Origin of the sequence: Agromyces sp. 3263 (genome assembly GCF_031456545.1) — a bacterium.
Taxonomy (GTDB): domain Bacteria; phylum Actinomycetota; class Actinomycetes; order Actinomycetales; family Microbacteriaceae; genus Agromyces.
The window spans coordinates 1963625-1986244 of sequence record NZ_JAVDUV010000001.1 but is presented as its reverse complement, the minus strand read 5'-3'; the positions used below and the strand labels follow the sequence as shown (position 1 = coordinate 1986244).

Sequence of the window (22620 nt, the reverse complement as noted above, 5' to 3'; positions counted from 1 at the left end):
GCATCCGCTCAGAGCCAGCCCCTGCGCTTGAAGATGAGGTAGAGCGCGCCCGCGAAGCCGAGCATGAGCGCGATCGCGAACGGGTAGCCCCAGGGCTGGCCGAGCTCGGGCATGTACCGGAAGTTCATGCCGTAGACAGCGGCGATGAGGCTGGGCGCGAAGATGATGGCGGCCCAGCTGGAGATCTTCTTCGACTGCTCGCTCTGCGCGAGCGCCGTCTCGGAGAGCACCCGGGTCTCCTCGTTCTGCCGCTGCGCCACCAGCGTCGAGTGCACCTGCAACGCGTTCTGCAGCAGCTGGCGGAACGTGTCGCCGCGCTCGATGATCCGGATGACGTGGTCCTTCACGTCCCGCAGGTAACGTTGCAGCTCGAGGTCGACGGCGTACTTCTCGAAGCCCCGCTCGAGGCCGTCGAACATGGCCACGAGCGGTCGGGTCGCCCGCTGGAACTCCATGACCTCGCTCGCCAGGTCGTAGATGCGCCGGGTCACCTCTGGGTCGCCCGAGAACAGCTGCTCCTCGATCTCGTCGATGTCGTTCTCGAGACCCGCGTCGACCGGCGAGTACTCGTCGACGACCTCGTCGAGCACCGCGTAGAGCACCGCCTCCGGACCCTTCGCGAGCAGGTCGGGCGAGGACTCGAGCCGGCGGCGGACGCTGGCGAGGTCGGGGGACTCGGCGCGGCGGATGGTGATGGCGAAGTCGGGCCCGATGAACACGTGCAACTCGCCGAACTCCACCTGCTCCTGCGCGTCGAGGTAGCGGGCGGGACGCAGCACGACGAAGAGGCTGTCGCCGTAGCGCTCGAGCTTCGCCCGCTGATGGCCCTTCTTCGCGTCCTCGACGGCGAGCGGGTGCAGGCCGAACTCGCTCGCCAGGGCGTCGAGCTCGGCGTCGGTCGGGCGGTAGAGGCCGATCCACGCGAAGCCGCCGTGCGTCTCACGGGTCTCGAAGGTCTCCTCGAGCGAGGCGGGGGTGGCGACCCGGCGGCCGCCCGAGTAGATCGCGTTGTCGACGACGGGCATCGGCCCAAGTCTGGTCGGCCGCGGCATCCGCGGGCCCATCGACACGCGCACGAGGGCGACGGATGCCGCGTGGCCGGGCATGCGAGGGCCACGGATGCCGCGTGGCCGGCGCCCGGCGAGACCGCGCGTCAGCCGTAGATGCCCTCGGCGTACCGGGGGCCGTAGTACTCGTCGAGCGCGTCGAGCGACTCGCCCTGGCGTTCCACCGCCTGCGCGATCACCGCACGACGCGGTGCGGCGTCAGGCGTCCACGTCTCGGGCTGCCACGCCTTCGAGCGCAGGAACGCCTTCGAGCAGTGGAAGAAGACCTCCTCGATGTCGACGAGCACGGCGAGGGTGGGACGGTGGCCGCGCACCACCATGCGGTCGAGGAACGGGGCGTCGCGCACGATCGTCGCGCGACCGTTGACGCGCAGCGTGTCGCCCCGCCCCGGGATGACGAAGATCAGCCCCACGCGAGGGTTGCGGAGGATGTTGTGGAAGCCGTCCGCGCGGCGGTTGCCCGGGCGCTCGGGGAGGGCGATCGTGGTGTCGTCGAGCACCGTCACGAAGCCCGCGGGATCGCCCTTCGGCGACACGTCGAGGGCGCCGCGCTCGTCGGAGGTGGCGACGAACGCGAGCGGTGCCGCCGCGAGCCAGGCGAGGTCGACCTCGTGCAGGCGGGAACGGGACTTGCCGGCCGCGGCCGGCAAGGGCCTGCCGACGATCGCCTCGAGCTCGCCCGCCGAGGTGATGGGCACGCCGCGTTCGCTCTGCTCGACCATGCCCCCACGGTATGGCCGCCGGCCCGGCACACGCCATCGGATGGCGTGTTCCTCGCGGCATCCGACGCGATCGTTGCGACCCTCAGCGCACCGCGTGCATGAGCACCCACGAGTGCATCGCGATCGCCGCTGCCGCGCTCGCGTTGAGCGACCGGGTCGACCCGTACTGCGTGATCTCGACGACGGCGTCGGCGGCGGCGGTCGCCTGGTCGGAGAGGCCCGGTCCCTCCTGGCCGAAGAGCAGCACGCATCGCTCGGGCCACTCGAACGCCTCGATCGGCACGGCACCCTCGACGTTGTCGACCGCCACGATGGGCACGGATGCCGCGTGGGCCCACTCGGCGAAGGCGGCGACATCCGGGTGGTAGCGGAGGTGCTGGTACCGGTCGGTGACCATGGCGCCCCGCTTGTTCCAGCGCCGGCGCCCGATGATGTGCACGGTGTCGGCGGCGAACGCGTTCGCGGTGCGCACGATCGAGCCGATGTTCATGTCGTGCTGCCAGTTCTCGATGGCGACGTGGAACGGATGCCGCCGCGTGTCGAGGTCGGCGACGATCGCCTCCATGCGCCAGTACCGATAGCGATCGACGACGTTGCGGGTGTCGCCGTGCTCGAGCAGCTCGAGGTCGAAATGCGGATCGGCCGGCCAGGCCGAGGGCCCGCCGGGCCACGGGCCGACGCCGTGCGGAAGGGTCGGCTCGGCGGGTTCCGTCGGTTCGGCGGCATCCGCTCGCTCATGCGCGTCGACGGCGCGGTTGGGGTCGGCTGTATCCACGAGGCAAGGCTAGCCGGGTGGAACGAGGCCGACCCCGGCGCGCTCGCGCCGGGGTCGGTCGGTGGTGCGGAAGCGCATCACCCTCCGAACTCGACGCCGCCGCGGCAGGCGTCACCGGGGCTCGGCACGACGTCCTTGTATCCGCCGCGGACCCACTGGCCGTAGCTCTGCACGTGGCCGCCGGTGACGAAGTCGTCATCGAAGCCGGGCGGGTTGCCCTCCATCGCATCGGGCACATCCTGCCCCGAGTATGCGCAGGCCGAATTGGCCGTTTCCGCTCCGGGGACCGGTTGGCCGTGGCCGCCGGTCTCGCCGGCGAATGCCGCTCCGGCACCGCCGCCGAGCACGAGGCCCAGTGCGACGGCGCAGCCGATGACTGCTCGTTTCATGATGTTCCACCTCCGGGTGATGTGCCGGACGACCACGATGCTCCCCAACATGGTGGGGCCCCGGCCCAGTGCAGGCCGTCCGATGCGACGCACCATACTCCTGTCGCGGCGAGACCGTCAGGCTTTTCGGGTCACCGAAATCTGTGTAATCTTTCGGCATGCCGAAATCAGCGGATGCCGCGACGACGCGGTCCCCGACGCGGGCAGCTGCGACCGCAGCCGGCGGCCCGCCGGCCTCGCTGCCCCGGCTCGCCTGGCTGATCGGCCCGGCGCTCGTGGCGGGCGTCGCCTACCTGGATCCGGGCAATGTCGCGAGCAACATGACCGCCGGCGCGCAATACGGCTACCTGCTCGTCTGGGTGGTGGTGCTCGGCAACACCATGGCGTGGCTCATCCAGTACCTCTCGGCGAAGCTCGGCGTCGTCACCGGCAAGAGCCTCCCCGAAGTGCTCGGCGAACGCATCGGCAACCGCTGGGGACGGCGGGCCTACTGGCTGCAGGCAGAGCTCGTCGCCATGGCCACCGATCTCGCCGAGGTCATCGGCGGGGCGGTCGCGCTCAACCTGCTCTTCGGGATTCCGCTCGTCTGGGGCGGACTCATCACGGGCGGCGTCTCGCTCGTGCTCCTCGTCATCCAGTCGCGCCGCGGAGCACGACCGTTCGAGTTCGTGATCATCGGCCTGCTCGTCATCATCACGATCGGCTTCAGCGTCGGCGTCTTCGTCGCCCCGCCCGACGCCGCCGGGGTCATCGGCGGGCTCGTGCCGCGGTTCGCCGACGCCAACTCGGTGCTGCTCGCGGCATCCATCCTCGGCGCGACGATCATGCCGCACGCCATCTACGCGCACTCCGCCCTCAGCCGCGACCGCTTCTCACCCCAGGCGCGCCCCTTCGGGGAGCCGCCGGCGGGGGTCGCAGCGGACGCCGGCGACCCCGTCGAGGCCGGACGCCGCATCCCCACCCGCCGCCTGCTCATCGCCACCCGCTGGGACGTCTCGATCGCGATGGCGATCGCCGGCACCGTGAACCTCTGCATCCTGCTGCTCGCCGCGGCGAACCTCTCCGGAGTCGCCGGCACGAACAGCCTCGAGGGCGCGTACGCCGCCCTGCAGGTCTCGCTCGGACCGCTCGTCGCCACCCTCTTCGCGGTCGGCCTGCTCGCCTCGGGGCTCGCCTCGACCTCGGTCGGCGCCTACGCCGGCGCCGAGATCATGCGCGGGCTGCTGCACGTGCGCGTGCCGCTGATCGCCCGCCGCCTCGTCACCCTCATCCCCGCGCTCGTCATCCTCGCGCTCGGCTTCGACCCCACGGTCTCGCTCGTGCTGAGCCAGGTAGTGCTCTCGTTCGGCATCCCGTTCGCGCTCATCCCGCTCGTGTCCGTCACCGCGCGGCGCAGCGTGCTCGGGCGCTATGCGAACCACTGGGGCACGACGGCCGCCGGCGTCGCGGCATCCGTGTTCCTCATCACCCTGAACGGCCTGCTGCTCTGGCTGGTCTTCACGGGGGCGTGACCCGAGCGTCCGATCAGGCGATGCCGGATGCCGCGTGCGGGCGTGGGACCGCCCCGGGTGCCGGCACGGAATTGCGGTACCCGGGGCGGTCGTCTGGTGCGGCCGAGCGACGGAGCGTTGCGAACCCGTGCGGCTCGCGGCATCCGTCGCCCGACCGGGCCTTCGGACGGTCAGTCGTCGAACGACACCGTCCACTCCGCCGTCGCGCCGCCGGCGATGCGGTACCAGGGCGACGGCACGGCCACGACCGTGGCGTCGCCGACGACCGCGACCTTGCCGTTCGCCGAGGTGACGAGCTCGCCGTTGACGTAGTAGTCGACGCCGGTGCGGTCGTTCGGCACCTGGACCTCGTCCTTCTTCGTGCCGGGACGGTCCTTGAACTTCGGCTCGCCGGGCGTGACCGGGGTGGTCAGGATCGGCACGTTCGCGAAGTCCATGTCGCTCGCCAGGTAGAACGAGGTGTACGCCGGCTGGTTGTACGTCGTCTGCTGGCGGGCGGTCTCGGCCCGGTACTGCACGTCGTGCATCAGCGTGGGCAGCTGGTGCGTCGTGACCTCGGTCGACGTGTAGATGCGCAGTGCGCTCGAGTCGGTCGTGCGAAGGAGCAGCTCCTCACGCCAGTCGCCGAACACGTCGGCGACGAGCGACGGGTTGCCCTTCGTGCCGTTGTTCGTGAACGTGCCGGTGGCGGTGAGCAGGTTGCCCCGGGTCCAGTCGTCGACGGTCGGGGTCACCTGCACCTGCGGGTTGCCGGCCAGGCCGCCGCCCACGATCTGCGTCGTGAGGTCGGCCGCCCAGCGGATCGACATGTTCGTGCCGGGCGTGGCCGCCGAGAGGATCTCGCCCTTCGCGCTCAGCAGTCCGCTCGCGTCGGTGCCGCCGGGCAGGCTCGACCACACCTCGATGCCGGGCACGTCGCTGCGCACGTCGCCGATCATCGCGCGGCCGGTGTCGCGGCCCGAGTAGGCGCCGAAAAGCACCTCGCCGGTCGCGGCATCCCGCATCGCCGAACCGTAGGGGGCGCCCGTCGCGCCCTCGTGGGCGGTCCACACCTCGATGCCGTCGCGCGACGGGTCGATGTCGGTCACATGCATGGCGTCGCCGTGGCCGAGGCGCACCGTCGCGCCCGGGTTGGCGCTACCGGGGGGCAGCACGTCGAACGAGCTGTACAGCAGGCTGCCGTCGTCGTCGATCGTCGCCGAGCCGTAGACGAGCTCCTGCTTGCCGTCGTCGTCGACGTCGGCGAGGCTCAGCGAGTGGTCGCCCTGCGTGGTGATGGTCGCGAACTCGGGGTTGGTGCCGTCACGACCGTGGGGTCCGTCGTTGAACGGGTTCGTCATGGGCACGTGGCCGCTGTCGACCTGCCACCGCTGGCTCAGCGTCTCGCCGTCCCAGTCGAGCGTGGTGATCGTCGTGCGCGTGTAGTAGCCGCGAGCGAACACCGCCGACGGGTGCTGGCCGTCGAAGTACCCGACGCCCGAGAGGAACCGGTCGACCCGGTTGCCCGGCTCGATGCGGGACATCGCGTAGTCGCCCCAGAGCAGGCCGTCGTCGCCGCGCCCGGTCGGGTAGGCGATGGTCTGCAGCTCGTCACCCGTGGCGCTGTCGAACACCGTGAGGTACTCGGGGCCGTCGACGATGAAGCCCTCGAACTCGCGCAGCTTGTTGTTGGCGCTGCGGCTCGGGGCGTACACGTCGATGAAGTAGTCGGCGAGCTCCTGGGCGTCGGCCTCCGAGAGCGGGTACTCGTGCGTGACGGGGATGCCCCACGCCTGCTCGAGGGTCGCCGGCCAGTGGCCCGCCACCACCTCGGGGTGCTCGGTCCAGCCCTGGAACAGCTCGACGAGGTGCTGCTCGTAGTCGCCGGCGCTCATGCGGTAGTCGTCGGTGTGCGCGTAGCCCGCGGCGACATCCGCCTCCGGCATCGTGATGTACCGCTCGCTCGCGACCGAGCCGTCGGCGTTGTACGTGATCGACTTCGTGCCGGGCGCCGTCTTCAGCATGGTCTCCGACCGGCCGTCGCCGTCGAAGTCGTAGACGAGGAACTGCGTGTAGTGCGCGCCGGCGCGGATGTTCACGCCGAGGTCGAGCCGGTTCAGCAGGGTGCCGTCGAGCTCGTAGGTGTCGAGGTAGACGGGGCCGGTCCAGCCGCGCTGCGAGACGTCCTTGGAGTTCGACGGGTCCCACTTGACGACGTACTCGTACGCGCCGTCGCCGTCGACGTCGGCGACCGAGACGTCGTTGGCCGAGTACGTGTAGGTGGTGGGCTGGTTGGGGATGACGCTCGGCGGCGTCACGCCGTCGGCGGGCTTCTTCAGCGGCAGGTCGGTGTAGCCCTGCGCCCACGCCGACACCGCGTCGGATGCCTCGAGCTCGATGCCGTTCACCACGGGGGCGATCGTGTACTGCGCGGTCGCCGTGCCCGCGGCATCCGCGTAGTTGGTGCTGTCGCTGACGGTGGCGATCTTCGTGCCGTCGCGGTAGACCGCGAAGTCCGGACCGGCGACGCCGGTGTCGGTCGCACCCGTCGCCTCGGAGGCGAGCAGGCGCCAGCTGAGGAAGACGCCCTCGGACGTGGAGACCGCGACGAGGCCGCGGTCGAGCTGCTCGAGCTGTGGCACGCCCTCGGGCACGGGGGCCGGGGCGGTGGCGCGGTTCGTCGCCGCGTTGGTCGCCGGGTTCGCTCGGGCGGAGTCGAGGGGCGCGGCGGCCGCGGACTGGGCGGCACCGGCGATCAGGCAGCCGGCGGCGGCCACCGCCAGCACAGCGCGGAATGGATGTTGACCGAGATTCATCGTCGAATCCTTCTCTGGGCTCATGGCCCGTCGGTGGGATAGCGCTTTCCGTGCAGGGTCGAAGGTATCCCCCGTACGGGGACGGGTCAACCCTTCGCGAACAAATTGACACGATTCAGAGTCGCGGGCGTCGGCCGCGTCGCGTGACCGCTCCCGATATCCTGAGGCCGATGCCAGCCACCAGCCCCGCGATCGAGGACTACCTCAAGACGGTGTACGCCCACACCGAGTGGCAGCCCGACGCCATCACCCCCAAGGTGCTCGCCGACCGGCTGGGCGTCGCGCCCTCGTCGGTCACCGAGATGGTGAAGAAGATGGCCGCGGCCGGCCTCGTCTCCCACGTGCCCTACGGCGCGGTGCGGCTGACGGATGCCGGTCGGGCTCGCGCGCTCGCGGTGGTGCGACGGCACCGGCTCATCGAGACCTGGCTCGTGCAGGAGATGGGCTACGGCTGGGACGAGGTGCACGACGAGGCCGAGATCCTCGAGCACGCGATCTCCGACCGGCTGCTCGAGGCCATCGACGACCGGCTCGGCCGCCCCGCCCGCGACCCCCATGGCGATCAGATCCCCTCGGCGGCCGGCATCCTCGAGGCGCGCGACGCCGTGCTCCTCGCCGACGCGCCCCCCGGGCACTCGGGCGCCGTCGTCCGCATCAGCGACCGCGACCCCGCCGTGCTGCGCGACCTCGACGACGCCGGCATCGGCCTCGACACCGTGCTCCGGGTGACGGATGCCGCGGCGGCATCCGTGCACGTGACCGTCGGCGTCGCGGGCGGGGCCGGCGAGCCGCCCGCACGCACGCTGCCGCGCGCCGCCGCCGAGGCCATCTGGGTCACGGCGTAGGCGCTGCATCCGACGGTCATGGACCGCCCATCTCGTCGGCCTAGGCTTGGCGCATGGGACGACGTGATGAAGTCGAGTGCTGGCTCACCGACATGGACGGCGTGCTCGTGCACGAGAACCACGCCCTGCCAGGCGCCGCCGAGCTGTTGCAGCAGTGGGAGGACGCCGGCACGCCCTACCTCGTGCTCACGAACAACTCGATCTTCACCGCCCGCGACCTCTCGGCGCGGCTGCGGGCGAGCGGGCTGCACGTGCCCGAGGACCGCATCTGGACCTCCGCGCTCGCGACGGCCGACTTCCTCAAACAGCAGCTGCCCGGCGGCACGGCGTTCGTGATCGGCGAGGCCGGCATCCTCACGGCGCTGCACGAGGCCGGCTTCGTGATGACCGAGACCGCGCCCGACTTCGTCGTGGTCGGTGAGACCCGCAACTACTCCTTCGAGGCGATCACCAAGGCGATCCGCCTGATCGGCAACGGCGCCCGGTTCATCGTCACCAATCCCGATGCCACGGGGCCGTCGGCCGACGGCCCGCTCCCCGCGACCGGGGCGATCGCCGCGCTCATCACGAAGGCGACCGGCAAGGAGCCCTACGTCGTGGGCAAGCCGAACCCGATGATGTTCCGCTCGGCGCTCAACAAGATCGGTGCGCACTCCGAGAACACGGCGATGATCGGCGACCGCATGGACACCGATATCGTCGCCGGCATCGAGGCCGGCCTGCACACGGTGCTCGTGCTCACGGGCATCAGCGACCAGGCAGAGATCGAGCGGTACCCGTTCCGGCCCGAGGAGATCCTCTCGGGCGTGCACGAGCTCGTGCGGGCGGAGCCGGTCGAGGTCGAGCTCTAGGACGGGCGCTCGCGGATTCAGGCGATCGGCCGCCATTCAGGACGATTCGGCGCGTGTCGGCCTGAGCAGTCGCCGTTCGCCTGAATCGCGGCCGTTGGGCGCGGCCTGGTCGAGGCGAACTCAGGCGAGGCGCGAGACCGCCGTCGCGAGCAAGCCCCAGAAGCGGTCGACGTCGAGGGCCGTCGCGACCCACGCGTTCGGCTCGCGGCGGAGCATCCCGTCGAGGTCGACGCTCGTCGCGCCCGCGGTCTCGGCGCCGGCGACTTCGACGTCGAGCCGCGTGTGCACGACCTGCACGCACGCCGGGTCGGCCAGCACGGCCACGGCGACGGGATCGTGCAACGGCCCGTCGGCCATGCCGAACACCTCGTCGTTCGTGCGGCAGAAGAACTCGAGCAGCTCGTCGCCGAAGGCGGCGGTCGCGTTGCCGACGCCGGCCAGCCGCTCGCGCACCCCGGCCGTCACGAGCGCCTGGTGCGTCACGTTCAGTCCGACCATCGTGAAGCGGATGCCGCTGCCGACGACGAGCGCGAGCGCCTCGGGGTCCACCCACGCGTTGAACTCCGCGTACGGCGTGACGTTGCCCCGCCCCGTGGAGCCGCCCATCCACACGATCTCGCGGATGCGGTCGGCGACGTCGGGGCGATCACGCAGCAGGATCGCCACGTTCGTGATCGGTCCCGTGGCGACGATCGCCACCGGCTCGGCGGCGGCGAGCAGCGTGTCGGCCATGAGCTCGGTGGCGCCCCGCGGGTCGAGCTGCACGCTCGGCTCCGGCAGCACAGGTCCGCCGAGCCCGTTCTCCCCGTGGATCCATTCGGCGGTCTCGAGCGTGCGAGCGAGCGGGCCTGCGGCTCCGGCGGCGACGGGCACGCCGGCGACACCCGCGACGGTCAGCGCGATGCGGGCGTTGCGGCTCGTGTGCTCGATCGGCACGTTGCCGCCGACCGTCGTGACGGCGAGCAGGTCGAGCGACGGATGCCCCGCCGCGAGCCACAGTGCGAAGACGTCGTCGTGCCCGGGGTCGCAGTCGACGATCACGGGCACCGTCATGCGGATCCCTCGGGCGCGTCGCCGGCCGGCGGAGCGTCGGCGAGCCCGGCCGCCCGCAGCACGGCCGCCCGGCCGGCGTAGGAGTCGACCGTGCCGCGCGCCTGCACGGCCAGCGCGCCGGCGGCGACGGCCACGCGGACCGCCTCGTCGAGCGAACGCCCTTCCGCGAGCATGGCGGCGAGCGCACCGGTGAAGCCGTCGCCGGCCCCCGTGGTGTCGACGGCGTCGACGCGGGGGGCGGCCGCGACCCAGGATCCGTCGCTCGCCGCGGCGACGGCGCCCGCGGGGCCGAGCGTCACGACCACGGATCGGGCGACTCGACCGACGGCGGAGGCCGCGGCCGCGCGCCAGGCGTCGATCGGCCCGCCCGCGGCATCCGGGTCGCGCGTGTCGTCGGCGGCGTCGGCGGCGGCGGCGGCGTCGGCGGCGGGCGCGATGCCGACTGCGCGCGCCTCGTGCTCGTTCACGACGAGCGGGTCGGCGGAGCGCAGGGTCGCCCCGCTGACCGGGGCCGGCGGTGCGAGGTTGAGCACGAACCGCGCGCCCGCCTCGTCGGCGACCCCGGCGAGGCGCTCGATCGTCGCCACGGGCAGCTCGCCCTGGGTGAGCACCACGGACGCCGCCGCGACGCGATCGCGCTCCGCATCGACGACCGCCGGCGTGAGCGCGAGGTTGGCGCCGCCCGTGACGATGATGGTGTTCTCGCCCGAGTCCGCGACCGTGATCTGGGCGACGCCGGTCGGGGCATCCGTCTCGCGGTCGATCGCGTTCGTGGGCACACCGAGCCGCTCGAGGGTCGCGAGTGCGAAGTCGCCCGCGGCATCCGCCCCGATGCGGGCGACCAGGTCGACGGATGCTCCGGCGACGTGCGCGGCGACGGCCTGGTTCGAGCCCTTGCCGCCGAGCGCAACCTGGAACGCGTGCGAGAGGATCGTCTCGCCCGGCGCCGGGAAGGTCTCGACGTAGCTCGTCGAATCGACGTTGAGCGAGCCGACGACCACGACCCGGGCGGATGCCGCCACGTCAGGCCGCGGGGCCGGGGCCCGCGATGCTCGCCGTGAGCGGTTCGCCACCCGAGCGGTTCGCGAAGCAGTAATAGGTGCGCTCGCCTGCGGCCCACTGCTCCTCGGTGACCGGGAACGCCGCCTGCACCTGCAGGTCGGTGATGCCCGAGATCGCGGCCTGGTCGATGACGCCGTCAGCGGTGCAGAGCAGGCCCATCTGCGACGCGATCTCGGCCTCGCCGGGGAAGGGCGCCGCCGCGTCGCCGGGGAGTGCGCCGCGGTAGACGAGCTGTGCGGCGTGCGGGGCCGCGCAGTCGACGACCGTGAACTCCTCGGCCCACGGATTCGCGTACGGGTCGACGCACTCGCCGCCGAACAGCGTGTTCCAGGCGTGCACGCCGGCCGGCTGCGGGCCCGTGGGCGCGGCGACCGGAGTCTCGGTGGCATTCGACGTGGCCGAGGGCGACGCCGCCTCGGTCGATCCGCCCGATCCGCCGCCCGACAGGAGGGTTCCGAGGTAGAACAGGCCGGCGAGGACGAGCAGCACGGCCAGTCCGCCCGCGACCCAGATGAGCGTGCGCACGGTGCGCTTGTCACCGGAGCTCTTGGCGCCGGAACCGCCCGCGCCGGAGCCTCCCACGCCGGAGCCGCCGGAGCCGCGTGCGCCGGCGCTGCCGGACGCGCCACCGGTCGCGGTGCTCGACGCTCGCGCGGTCGCCGCAGGCGTGGATGCCGGGACGGTCGGCTGCTGGCGGGCAGGCGTTGCCGACGCTGGCGCGGCGTTCACGGCCGGGCTCCACGCGTCGGTCGGCGCCGCGGCTGCGGCAGCGCCGCCGAACAGCGCGGCGAGCGGGTCGCCATCGTGAGCCGCGGATGCCGCGGGGGAAGCGGGGGAAGCGGGTTCGGGAGCCTGCGGGAAGCGGGCGGTAGCGGCGTCGTCGCCGCGGTACCCCGCGCTCGGGTCGTCGGTGCGGTACCCCGCGGTCGCGTCGTCGGTGCGGTATGCGGCCGTCGGTGCGTCGTCGCCGAACCGCCACTCAGACGAGGGCTCCGCTTCGGGCTCGGTCTGCGCCTCAGGCCCGACGATGGGATCGCCCGGCCCGGCTTCGGAAGCATCGACATCGGAGGCGTGCCCATCGGTGTCGAACCCCGCCGCCACGAACGGCAACGGCCGTTCGAGCCCGTCGGCGTCACGCTCGCGATCGGCCTTGGGGTCGGGCGCTGACGGATCGGGCGTCAGGTTCCAGAAGTAGCCGGTCTCCTCGATCTCACGCGCGATCTGGGATCCATCGCCGGCCGCTTCGCCACCCAGTTGGTCGGCGTGCGTGGCCTCATCGACGTCGTCGAGGGAGCGGTCGCGTCCGAAGAGGCGACCACGGGGCGCGCGCGGCGGTTCGGGCTCGTCCACGTCGTCGTCATCGTCGTCGCCGTCGAAGCCGAGGCCGAGGGCGCCGAGCGCGTCGTCATCGCCGGGGGGTGGGGTGCCACCACGGGCAGGCGTACCAGATCCGAACGCGTCGGATGGCACATCGACGTCGGCGCGCTCGTCGTCTCGGGAGCGACCGGAGGCGGAGCCGGAACCGAGCGCGGCCAGGAGGTCGTCCACCGGCTCGCCGGTCTGCGGGGGTCGCTGGGGCTCATCGTCACGGGCCGACGCGAACGCCGGGAAGGGCGGTCGACGGTTGGCGGCCCCTTCGGCGCGAAGGCCGGCAGGCTCGGAGACCGGGGCGCCGGCAGCGCCACGCACCTCGATGAACGGGAAGCCGGTGCCGCCGACCGGCGTCTGGCCCCCGTCGGCGTTCGCCTCGGGTCGGGAGGCGGGCGACTCGGATGCCGCACCGGGGCGTCCCGCGTCACCGGATGCCGCGACCGGGCCCTGAGACGACGGACGGTCGGCGAACAGCGCGCTGAAGGGGTCGGCGGTCTCGGCTGCGAAGGCGGTGAACCGGCCCGTCGGCGTCGGATCGACCACCGGCGTCGGATCGACCACCGGCGTCGCCTCGGGCACCCGGCCCGTTTCGGACGCCGCGGCGGCGCTCGTCGGCGCCACGGCCGGCTCGTCGGGAGTGGTGAGCGCCGACCAGAGTTCCGCGTCGAAACCCGCGGCGGGAGCCGACGTGCCGAACGACGCCGGCGGAGCGGGGGTCACGGGCGTGCCGAGCGGGGCCGACGTCGCCGCGCGCTCGTCCCACCCGGCGGGGGCGGTCGACGGTGCGATCGGATGCCGCGGAGGGTCCGCCGGTGGGGACGAGGGTCGTTCGTCGAAGGCGCTGGACTCGGGCGCCGCGGGCGTGATCGGCGGGACCGACGTGGGCCCGGTGGGGACCGGCGTGAAGGACTGGCGTGCCACGGGGGGCGGGGTGTAGCCGGCGAACGGCGACTCGGCAGCCGGCTGGGGCGCCGGGGCAGGCGTCTCCGCGGACACGGCGGGCGATCCGGGTTCGGACAGGCTGCGGAAGGCAGCGCGGATCGCATCCTCGTTGTCGAGATCACCGGAGCCCCAGGTGAGCGCGAACGGCGCCGTCGGGGTCACCGGTCCGGGCGGCGGCGCTGCGGACGCAGGCGGCACGGGCGCCACCGGCCCGGCGGGCGCTACCGGCCCGGCGGGCGCCACGGGCGCGGCCGGCGCGAACGAGGGCGGCACGGACCCCACCGGCGGCTCGACCGAGGTGAGCGACGAGGCTGCGGGAGCGGCCGGCACGTCGGGGCGTCCGACGGTGAACGGCGGATTCCACGACGGATACCCGGCGGTGGGCTCGGCCGGTGCGGGAGCGGCTCCGCCCGGGAACGCCGGCGGCTCGGGAGCAGTGGGCCCGCCCGTGGTCGGCGCGAGCGGCCCTCCGATCACGGGAAGCGCGCGCGTGGCGGCATCCGGAGCAGCAGGGGGCTCGGCGAGCGAGAACCAGTCGAGCACCTCCTCGCGCCTGGGCACGGACGGTGGTGCGGAGGCGGGCGGCACGGCAGACGCCCGCGGTGGGACCGGCGCCGACGTGGCATCCGGAATCGCGGGGGACATGGGAGGCGGCGCGACAGGCGGCTCCTGACGTGCCGGCGGCTGCCCGTTCGCCAGTTGCGCGAGCAGCCAGTCGGCGTCGTCGTCGTTGCGCCCGTCGCCGTTCATCAGGCCAATCCCAGGTCTTCGAGGCCGATCGCGGCCAGGTAGGGCACTCCGGCCCCTTCGATCACTTCACGTGCACCCGTGGCGCGGTCGACCACGACGGCGACGGCGACGACCTCGGCCCCGACGGCGCGCAGCGCCTCGATCGCCTTGAGCGGCGAGCCGCCGGTGGTCGAGGTGTCCTCGAGCACGATGACGCGCTTGCCGGCCACGTCAGGGCCCTCGACCTGCTTGCCGCGGCCGTGGTCCTTCGGCTCCTTGCGCACGACGAAGGCGTCGTAGGAGCGGCCGCGAGCGGCGCCCTGGTGCAGGATGGACGCCGCGATCGGGTCGGCGCCCATGGTCATGCCACCCACGGCGGCGACATCGGGCACCTCGGCGATGAGGTCGAGCATGACCTGCCCGATGAGCGGGGCGACGCGGTGGTCGAGGCTCACCTTGCGCAGGTCGACGTAGTACGACGCCTTCTTGCCGCTGGTCAGGGTGAAGTCGCCGTGGAACACCGCATCGGCCGAGATGTAGTCGATGAGCTGTCGGCGTGCATCGGTGCTGCTGGTCTGGGGGGCGAGGGTCACCCGAATACTCTACGGCCCCGCTGCCTGAGAGGAAGGGGCGGATGCCGCCGGCGGGCCGTGCCTCGGCGTGCGCGCTGCGGCGACCGGCGCTGGAGCACGGCGAAGGGCCGCTCCGCGGGGTGTCCCTCCCCCGCGCAGCGGCCCTGCTCCCGGACGCGCCGGGATGTCGCGGCGCCCTAGACGGTGCGCGCGAACGTCTCGCGGTGGCGGCGGCCGTAGCCGTCGCGCGAGGAGACGACGATGGAGCCGGCGATGCCGGCGACGGAGATGACACCGAGGATGGCGAGGAGCGTGAACACGTGGGTTCCTTTCGAAAGAAGAGCGGCTCGTCGAGCGACGGATGCGCCGTTGCACGTGTTCGACTCCCTCATTCTCGCGCGCGGGATCATGCAGCACAAGCGCACAATACTTCAATGACGATGTAGTCTGGCTACATGGACGTTCGCCGCCTCGACCTGCTCAGGGAACTCGCCGAACGCGGCAGCGTCACGGCTGTCGCCGAGGCCACCGGGCGCACCCCATCCGCGGTCTCGCAACAGCTCAAGGTGCTCGAGCGCGAGGCCGGCATGCCGCTCACCGAGCGCAGCGGCCGGGGCCTCGTGCTCACCAGCGCCGGGCACGCGCTCGCCCGCAGTGCGGCCGATGTCGCGATCGCGCTCGAACGGGCTTCCGCCCTGTGGGACGAGTTCCGCAACCACCCGAGCGGCGAGGTCACGCTGCTCACGTTCCCCACGGTCGGCGCAACCCTCCTGCCGAGCGTGCTGAGCGACCTCTCCCAGGTCGCGGGCCTCGTGGTCCGGTGCACCGACCTGGACCCCGAGCTCGCCGAGTTCCCCGACCTGACGTCGGACTACGACATCGTGCTGGCGCACACCATGCCCGGCGTGCTGCCCTGGGGCGGCCGGGGGCTCAAGGCCGTGCCGCTGCTCACCGAACCGCTCGACATCGGCCTGCCCGCCGACCACCGGCTCGCGTCCAGGTCGCACGTGACACCGGCCGACCTCGTCGACGAGACCTGGCTCGGAGTGCCGCCGGGGTTCCCGTTCGAGCGCATCCTGCACGCCATCGAGCAGGAGGGCGGCAAGCGGGTGCAGGTCAGCCAGCGCTTCAGCGACATGCGCATCATGGAGGCGTTCATCGAGGCCGGCCTCGGCATCGCGTTCGTGCCACGGTTCACGTCGGGCACGGTGCCGTCGGGCATCGTGCTGAAGCCGATCCGAGGTGTCGCGTCCGCCCGGCAGATCGTGGCGCTGGTGCGGCCGGATGTCGCAGAGCGCCTCGCCGTGCGCACGGTGCTCGACGTGCTCGTGGCCCGCGCCTCCCGGCTCGAGCAGGCATATGGACACCCCTCCCGCGGCCGCGGCGCTCCCGCCACGGGGAGCGCGGCCTGACCCGTCACCGCCACCGGCACCGGCTCCATCGCCGGATTCAGTGACGTCCCTGATGTCCCACGGCTTCGCCATGCGGTATGTTCCGACCCATGTCGAAGCGACGCGCCGCCGCCCTCGTCCATCCCTGGCTGCGATCGGGGTGCTCGCCGCGTGCGCAGGCGGCCCCGGCGCCACCTCGTCACCGCCCGTGACGAGCGCGCCGCCGACGACGCCCGCACCCGAGCCCGAGCCGGCCGCGGCATCCGTCGCCATCTCGGCCGAGGCCATCACGGTGCTCGACGCCGACGGCACGACCCTCGCGAGCTTCGACTACTTCCAGCCCGACCACCGAGGTGGTGGCCGGCCTCACCGAGTACCTCGGGGCCCCCGTCGACAGCCCCAATGCCGGCGGCATGGAGTCGTCCCCCGGCATCGACCACGAGTGGGGAGGCCTTCGCCTCTACGACACCGATACCCCCGGCACCCCTCCCGAGAACCCCAACCACTACGTCTTCGTCGAGGGGCCGATGGCCGGTCCCCTCCCCGTCGCGACCGCGGCCGGCATCGGATCGGCGACCGGCGTGGCCGTCGGCGACGCACCCTCGGAGATGACGATCGGCGTGGAGACGACTCCGCCCTATACCGACCCCACCACCGGACGCATCGTGACGGTCTCGCGGGTCGGAATCGTGACACTGCCGCCCAATCCGGCCGACTCCATGGAGCGCAACTTCGGCGTGATGGTGCTCAGCTACGACGACACTGGAGTCATCGAGCGGCTCTCGGCGCCGAGCGCGAACTTCGGCGTCTGAGCGGGCAACTAGACTCCTCGACCATGAGCGAAGCGGCCAGCGGCGAGGCGATCCTGTTCGAGGTGCGTGACGGGCTCGCCCACATCACGCTCAATCGCCCGTCGCGGCTCAATGCGATGGACCCCGAGGCGATCCACCGGTGGCGAGACCTCGCCGTCGAGGTCGCCGAACGCGACGACGTCGGCGCAGTGCTGTTCGACGCGGTCGGGCGCGCCTTCTGCGCGGGCGGCGACGTGCGCGCGATGTCCGAGCTCGCCGGCACCACGGATGCCCCGGGCCGGACGATCACCGCGCTCGCCGACGTCATCCACGCCGGTCACCGCGCGCTCCGCGAGAGCACCAAGCCCATCGTCGCGGCGGTGCAGGGGCCGGTGGCCGGCGGCGGACTCGGATTCATGCTCGTGGCCGACCTCATCGTGGCGTCCGACCGGGCGACCTTCGCAAGCCGCTACTCCGACGTCGGCCTGACCCCCGACTGCGGCGTGAGCACCCTGCTTCCGGAAGCGATCGGCATGCGACGAGCCCTCGAGCTCACCCTGACGTCGCGGACGCTCGGCGCCGCCGAAGCGCTCGACTGGGGGCTCGTGACCGAGGTCGTCGCCCCCGAGGAGCTCGCCGACCGCGCTCGTGAGATCGCGGACTCCTGGCTGCGCGGGGCCACCGGTGCGTTCGGGCAGGCCAAGCGCCTCGTGCGCTCAGGACCGTCGCGCTCCTTCCAGGAGGCGCTCGACGACGAGGCCCGCACGATCGGCGCCGCGTTCGAGACGCCCGACGCGCAAGCCGCCGTCGCCGCGTTCGCTGCGGGCTCGGGCCGGTCGTCAACCCGCTGACACGCTGGCGGCGGCGAGTTAGCGTCGAGGGATGCAGGATCCGGCTGACAAGTTCGAAGATCTGGCGGAGGAGATCGCCCGCAGGGCACAGGCGGCCGGGCTGACGGTGGCCGCGGCGGAATCGCTCACCACGGGCGCGATCTCGAATGCGCTGGGCGCCGCGCCCGAGGCATCCGAGTGGCTGCGTGGGGGTGTGGTCGCCTACGCGACCGAGGTCAAGCGGGCGCTCCTCGGGGTCACCGCCGAGAAGGTCGCGTCCGCGCAGTGCGCCAGGGAACTCGCGCAGGGCGTGGCACGGGCGCTCGAGGCGGATGCCACGGTCGCCGTCACCGGCGTGGGCGGACCCGACCCCGACGAGGGAGAGCGCCCGGGCAGCGTCTACGCGGCGGCGAGCGTGCGCGGTGAACTCCGCGAGGCGCACTGGCAGTTCGACGGCGACCCCGCCGAGGTCGTGCACCAGACGGCGGGCGCGGCGCTGGAACTGCTCCGCGATGCGCTGCCGCGCGCGTCCGAGGGCTAGGCGCACTCGCGCGCGATTCAGGCAGACGGCCGCTGCTCAGGCTGATTCCGCGGGAATCGCCCTGAATGGACGCCGTTCACCTGAATCGGGCACGCGGGCACGCGGGCACAGGGCAACGGGCGGCGAGCGGCGCGTACCGCCGGCCACACGCCGCCCGGCCAGCCAGTCCGCCGCTCAGTCGTGCTGCGGGAAGCCCAGGTTGAGGCCGCCGTGGCTCGGGTCGAGCCAGCGCGAGGTGATCGCCTTCTCCTGCGTGAAGAAGTCGAACCCGCGCGGGCCGTAGGCCTTGGCGTCGCCGAACAGCGAGTCCTTCCAGCCGCCGAACGAGTGGTAGGCCACGGGCACCGGGATCGGCACGTTGATGCCGACCATACCGACCGTCACCTCGCGCTGGAACCGCCGCGCGGCGCCGCCGTCGTTCGTGAAGATCGCCGTGCCGTTGCCGTAGCGCGAGCCGTTGATGAGCTCGAGCCCGTCCTCGTACCCCTCGACGCGCAGGACCGACAGCACCGGTCCGAAGATCTCGTCGCGGTAGACGGCCGACGAGGTCGGCACCCGGTCGACGAGGGTCGGTCCGAGCCAGAACCCGTCGGGCTCGCCGTCGACGTCGGGGTCGCGTCCGTCGACGACCACTGATGCGCCGTCGGATGCCGCGACGTCGAGGTAGCCCGCGACCTTGTCACGGTGCTCCCGGGTGATGAGCGGCCCCATGTCGCAGCCGCGGGTGCCGTCGCCGGTCGTCAGCCGCGACATCCGCTCGGCGATCTTCTCGACGAGCTCGTCGGCGATGGAGTCGACCGCGAGCACCGCCGAGATCGCCATGCATCGCTCTCCCGCCGAGCCGAAGCCGGCGTTGACGGCGGCGTCCGCGGCGAGGTCGAGGTCTGCGTCCGGGAGGACCAGCATGTGGTTCTTCGCACCGCCGAGCGCCTGCACGCGCTTGCCGTTCGCGGTGGCCGTCGAGTAGATGTACTGCGCGATCGGCGTGGAGCCCACGAACGAGATCGAGCGCACGGTCGGATGCTCGAGCAGCGCGTCGACGGCGACCTTGTCGCCGTGCACCACGTTGAGCACGCCGTCGGGGAGTCCCGCCTCCTGCATGAGCTGGGCGAGCCACACCGCGGCCGACGGGTCCTTCTCCGACGGCTTCAGCACCACGGTGTTGCCCGTCGCGATCGCGAGGGGGAAGAACCACAGCGGCACCATCGCCGGGAAGTTGAACGGGCTGATGATGCCCACGACGCCGACGGGCTGGCGCAGCGTGTACACGTCGATGCCCGTCGAGACGTTCTCGGAGTACTCGCCCTTGGTGTAGCCCGGCATGGCGCAGGCGAGCTCGACGACCTCGAGTCCGCGCGCGATCTCGCCCGCGGCATCCGACGTCACCTTGCCGTGCTCGCTGGTGAGGATCGCCGCGAGTTCGCCGGTGCGCGCGTTCAGCAGCTCGCGGAACGCGAACATCACCTGCTGGCGCTTCGCGATCGACGTGTCACGCCAGCCGGGGAACGCCCGGGCGGCGGCCTGCACCGCGAGGTCGACGTCCTCGGTCGACGCGAAGCGCACGCGCTTCTGCTCGACGCCCAATGCGGGGTTGTAGACGGGTCCGCTGCGGTCGGACGATCCGGCGACGGATGCTCCGTCGATCCAGTGCTCGACGGTCGTCGTGGCGGCGGCCGACGCCTGGGATTCGGTCAGTGTCTGGCTCATGAGTCAGCCCTCTCCTTCGAGTGCGGTGCTCAGTACCTCATCGTAGATCGGCATCGCCTCGGCGACATCCTCGACCGTGACGACGCACGGGGGCACCACGTGGATGCGGTTGTCCTGGATGAACGGCAGCAGGCCACGCGCCACGAGGCCGGACTTGATCCGGCCCATCGCGGCGGGCGACAGCGGCTCGCGGGTCTCGGGGTCGGCGACGAGCTCGACGGCCCAGAAGACGCCCTCGCCACGCACCTCCCCGATCACGTCGTGGCGTTCGGCGAGCTCGGCGAGTGCGGGCCCGATCTCGGTCTCGCCGATCGCGCGGGCGTTCTCGACGATGCCCTCGGACTCCATCGCGTCGAGCGTGGCGACGATCGAGGCCATGGCGAGCGGATGCCCCGAGTAGGTGAGTCCGCCGGGAAACACCCGGTCGTCGAACGTCGCCGCGATCGGGTCGGAGATGATCACGCCGCCGACCGGGATGTAGCCCGAGTTCACGCCCTTCGCGAAGGTGATGAGGTCGGGGCGCACGTCGTAGCCGTCGAACGCGAACCAGCGTCCGGTGCGGCCGAAGCCCGCCATCACCTCGTCGAGGATGAGCAGGATGCCGTGCCGGTCGCACAACTCCCGCACCCCGGCGAGGTAGCCGGGGGGCGGGATCATGATGCCCGCCGTGCCGGGCACGGTCTCGAGCAGCACGGCGGCGATCGACGAGGGCCCCTCGGCCTCGATCATGCGGCGCAGGTGGTGCAGCGCGCGCTCCGATTCCTCCTCGGGGGTCGTCGCCCAGAACTCGGAGCGGTAGAGGTAGGGCCCGAAGAAGTGCACGTGGGCGCGCGCGAACTCGTTGGGGATGCGGCGCCAGTCACCCGTCGACACGATCGCCGCGCCGGTGTTGCCGTGGTACGAGCGGTAGGTCGAGAGGATCTTGTCGCGCCCGGTGTGCAGGCGCGCCATCCGGATCGCGTTCTCGTTCGCGTCAGCGCCGCCGTTCGTGAAGAACACCTTGTGGAACCCCGCGGGCGCGCGGGCGATGATGCGCTTCGCGGCCTGGCCGCGCGCGAGGCTCACAGTCGACGGTGCGATGGTCGTCAACAGCTCCGCCTGTTCCTTGATCGCCTGCACGACGGCCGGATGCTGGTGGCCGATGTTGACGTTCACGAGCTGACTCGAGAAGTCGAGGTACTCTCGGCCGGCATGGTCCCAGACGCGGCATCCCCGCCCGCTGGCCACGACCAGCGACGAGAGCTGCGACTGCGCCGACCACGAGTGGAAGACGTGCTCGCGGTCGAGCGATCGTGCGAGCTCGTCGAGGTCCTCTACGAGGTTCTCGGTCATGGCTTCGGTGCCTTTCGTTCGCGTGCGGTGATGCGGTGTGAGGGTGATGCCGGCGGATGCCGCGTGGCCGGCCGGGACTCACCGGCCACGCGGCATCCGGCCGACTAGTTGCCGCCCTCCTCGAGGGTGACGTCGATGGGCTCGAAGTTCTCGCCGGTGAGGTCGAGGTCTTCGCCCTCGAGCTCGTCGAGCGCCTTCTGGATCCAGTCGTTCGTGTACGCGGTCGACGGCGGCTCCTCGGTGATGAGGTGCGCGCCCGACTCGTTCACGGCCGCGAGCGCGCCCGCGACCGTCTTGTCCCACGCGTCCTGGTTGATGATGCCGATGCCGTCGGGCGAGGGCCAGATGAGCTTGTTCGTCTCGTTGACCATCCACAGCTCGTGGCTGGGACCCCAGCCGGAGCCGGCCGCGATCGTGATGTCCGAGGCCTCCTGCGGGTTCTCGGCCGCGTAGACCCAGCCCTTGATGACGGCCTTCAGGAACTTGACCGTCGTGTCCTGGTAGTCCTCGTCGTCGGCGAGGCGCTCGGTGTCGGCCCAGATGGCGTCCTGGAGCATGGCGCCCTCGGTGTCCTCGTAGCTGATGACGTTGAAGTCCTCGGGCTGGTAGAGCTCGCCCGTGTCGGGGTTGGTCGTCTCGAGGAGCTGGGCGTACTCGTTGTAGGTCATCGCCTGCGCCGCGTCGATGTCACCCTGCAGGAAGGCGTTCATGTTGAAGTCCTGCGTGATGATCTGCACGGTCGTGGAGTCGAGGCCCTCGGCGGCCATTGCCGCGAAGATCTCCCACTCGTTGCCGAAGCCCCACGAGCCGATCTTCTTGCCCTCGAAGTCGTCGACGGAGTCGATGCCCGAATCGGCCATGGACACCTGGAGCGTGCCCGACTTCTGGAAGATCTGCGCGATGTCGGTGAGGTTGGCGCCCTGTTCGATCGAGCCGAGCACCTTCGGCACCCACGCGATGGCGTAGTCGACGTCGCCGTTGGCGAGCGCGTCCTGCGGCACGATGTCGCCGCCGGAGGGGATGATCTCGACGTCCAGGCCCTCCTCCTCGAAGTAGCCCTGGTCGGCGGCGGCGAAGTAGCCGGCGAACTGGCCCTGCGGCAGCCACTGGAGCTGCAGCTTCACCGGGGTGAGGTCACCGCCGTCGGCGCTGTCGGTCTCCCCCGACCCGCCGGATCCGGAGCATGCGGTGAAGGCGAGGGCGGTCGCGAGTGCGAGCCCGCCGATCGTCGCGACGCGACGTCTGCTGTGGTTCATGTCAGTCCTCTCGATGCATTTCGGGTGTTCTCGGTGCGGTGCGGGTGGTGCGGTGGTGCATTCGGTGCGGGTGGTGCGGTTCCCCGGG

Annotated in this window: 20 protein-coding genes; 7 read left to right on the top strand and 13 right to left on the bottom strand. The window is 72.0% G+C overall.

From position 1 onward, the window contains the following. Window positions 1-8: 8 nt before the first annotated feature. The 4 genes from J2X63_RS09120 to J2X63_RS09105 form a co-directional block, all read right to left on the bottom strand. Window positions 9-1025, bottom strand: coding sequence for a magnesium and cobalt transport protein CorA (locus J2X63_RS09120; RefSeq protein ID WP_309976302.1), 1017 nt, complete (start codon window positions 1023-1025; stop codon window positions 9-11). Between the two features lie 128 nt (window positions 1026-1153). Then, a complete protein-coding gene (locus J2X63_RS09115; protein ID WP_309976300.1) occupies window positions 1154-1789 on the bottom strand; it encodes an MSMEG_1061 family FMN-dependent PPOX-type flavoprotein in 636 nt (211 codons plus the stop codon). A gap of 82 nt (window positions 1790-1871) precedes the next feature. Continuing rightward, window positions 1872-2564 (bottom strand): TrmH family RNA methyltransferase, encoded by a 693-nt coding sequence (locus J2X63_RS09110; protein WP_309976298.1) that lies wholly within the window; start codon window positions 2562-2564, stop codon window positions 1872-1874. Window positions 2565-2641: 77 nt separating this feature from the next. Beyond that, window positions 2642-2953, bottom strand: a complete 312-nt coding sequence (locus tag J2X63_RS09105) for a hypothetical protein (protein ID WP_309976295.1) — start codon at window positions 2951-2953, stop codon at window positions 2642-2644. 158 nt (window positions 2954-3111) lie between these two features. Between J2X63_RS09105 and J2X63_RS09100 the strand changes: the two genes are divergently transcribed. Beyond that, window positions 3112-4464 carry an Nramp family divalent metal transporter gene (locus J2X63_RS09100; protein ID WP_309976293.1) on the top strand — a complete coding sequence of 451 codons (1353 nt, stop codon included), beginning with the start codon at window positions 3112-3114 and terminating at the stop codon, window positions 4462-4464. A gap of 170 nt (window positions 4465-4634) precedes the next feature. On the opposite strand, the gene J2X63_RS09095 is transcribed toward J2X63_RS09100, so the two are convergent. Continuing rightward, entirely contained in the window at window positions 4635-7259 is a 2625-nt protein-coding gene (locus tag J2X63_RS09095) for a rhamnogalacturonan lyase (protein WP_309976291.1), read from the bottom strand. Window positions 7260-7429: 170 nt separating this feature from the next. On the opposite strand from J2X63_RS09095, the gene J2X63_RS09090 reads away from it, so the two are divergent. Both J2X63_RS09090 and J2X63_RS09085 read left to right on the top strand, forming a co-directional pair. Further along, the gene (locus tag J2X63_RS09090; protein ID WP_309976289.1) at window positions 7430-8104 is read left to right on the top strand and encodes a metal-dependent transcriptional regulator; all 675 of its coding nucleotides are present in this window, start codon (window positions 7430-7432) and stop codon (window positions 8102-8104) included. A 53-nt stretch (window positions 8105-8157) separates the two neighbouring features. Continuing rightward, complete coding sequence (locus J2X63_RS09085; protein ID WP_159606683.1) at window positions 8158-8955, top strand: HAD-IIA family hydrolase; 798 nt, start codon at window positions 8158-8160, stop codon at window positions 8953-8955. A 120-nt stretch (window positions 8956-9075) separates the two neighbouring features. On the opposite strand, the gene J2X63_RS09080 is transcribed toward J2X63_RS09085, so the two are convergent. The 5 genes from J2X63_RS09080 to J2X63_RS09060 form a co-directional block, all read right to left on the bottom strand. Then, entirely contained in the window at window positions 9076-10008 is a 933-nt protein-coding gene (locus tag J2X63_RS09080; RefSeq protein ID WP_309976286.1) for a nucleoside hydrolase, read from the bottom strand. Further along, the gene (locus tag J2X63_RS09075; protein WP_309976285.1) at window positions 10005-11030 is read right to left on the bottom strand and encodes a ribokinase; all 1026 of its coding nucleotides are present in this window, start codon (window positions 11028-11030) and stop codon (window positions 10005-10007) included. The genes J2X63_RS09080 and J2X63_RS09075 overlap by 4 nt, the downstream gene beginning before the upstream one ends. Window position 11031: 1 nt before the next feature. Further along, complete coding sequence (locus J2X63_RS09070) at window positions 11032-14133, bottom strand: septum formation family protein (RefSeq protein WP_309976283.1); 3102 nt, start codon at window positions 14131-14133, stop codon at window positions 11032-11034. Continuing rightward, a complete protein-coding gene (pyrE, locus tag J2X63_RS09065) occupies window positions 14133-14705 on the bottom strand; it encodes an orotate phosphoribosyltransferase (protein ID WP_309976282.1) in 573 nt (190 codons plus the stop codon). The genes J2X63_RS09070 and pyrE overlap by 1 nt, the downstream gene beginning before the upstream one ends. A gap of 176 nt (window positions 14706-14881) precedes the next feature. Continuing rightward, window positions 14882-15004, bottom strand: a complete 123-nt coding sequence (locus J2X63_RS09060; RefSeq protein WP_268891260.1) for a hypothetical protein — start codon at window positions 15002-15004, stop codon at window positions 14882-14884. A 135-nt stretch (window positions 15005-15139) separates the two neighbouring features. Here J2X63_RS09060 and J2X63_RS09055 point away from each other — a divergent pair, with 135 nt between their 5' ends. From J2X63_RS09055 to J2X63_RS09040, 4 genes are all read left to right on the top strand, one after another. Continuing rightward, window positions 15140-16096, top strand: coding sequence for a LysR family transcriptional regulator (locus J2X63_RS09055; RefSeq protein WP_309976280.1), 957 nt, complete (start codon window positions 15140-15142; stop codon window positions 16094-16096). 335 nt (window positions 16097-16431) lie between these two features. Further along, complete coding sequence (locus J2X63_RS09050; protein ID WP_309976278.1) at window positions 16432-16887, top strand: hypothetical protein; 456 nt, start codon at window positions 16432-16434, stop codon at window positions 16885-16887. Window positions 16888-16910: 23 nt separating this feature from the next. Next, on the top strand, window positions 16911-17717 hold the full coding sequence (locus J2X63_RS09045) for an enoyl-CoA hydratase/isomerase family protein (protein WP_309976276.1): 807 nt from the start codon (window positions 16911-16913) through the stop codon (window positions 17715-17717). 31 nt (window positions 17718-17748) lie between these two features. Next, window positions 17749-18237, top strand: coding sequence for a CinA family protein (locus J2X63_RS09040; RefSeq protein WP_309976275.1), 489 nt, complete (start codon window positions 17749-17751; stop codon window positions 18235-18237). 174 nt (window positions 18238-18411) lie between these two features. Here J2X63_RS09040 and J2X63_RS09035 read toward each other — a convergent pair whose 3' ends face one another. The 3 genes from J2X63_RS09035 to J2X63_RS09025 all read right to left on the bottom strand — a co-directional run bounded on the left by J2X63_RS09035 (window position 18412) and on the right by J2X63_RS09025 (window position 22532). Then, window positions 18412-19944 (bottom strand): CoA-acylating methylmalonate-semialdehyde dehydrogenase, encoded by a 1533-nt coding sequence (locus tag J2X63_RS09035; protein WP_309976273.1) that lies wholly within the window; start codon window positions 19942-19944, stop codon window positions 18412-18414. A 3-nt stretch (window positions 19945-19947) separates the two neighbouring features. After that, window positions 19948-21276 carry an aspartate aminotransferase family protein gene (locus J2X63_RS09030; protein WP_309976271.1) on the bottom strand — a complete coding sequence of 443 codons (1329 nt, stop codon included), beginning with the start codon at window positions 21274-21276 and terminating at the stop codon, window positions 19948-19950. A gap of 104 nt (window positions 21277-21380) precedes the next feature. After that, entirely contained in the window at window positions 21381-22532 is a 1152-nt protein-coding gene (locus J2X63_RS09025; protein ID WP_309976270.1) for an ABC transporter substrate-binding protein, read from the bottom strand. Window positions 22533-22620 lie beyond the last annotated feature (88 nt).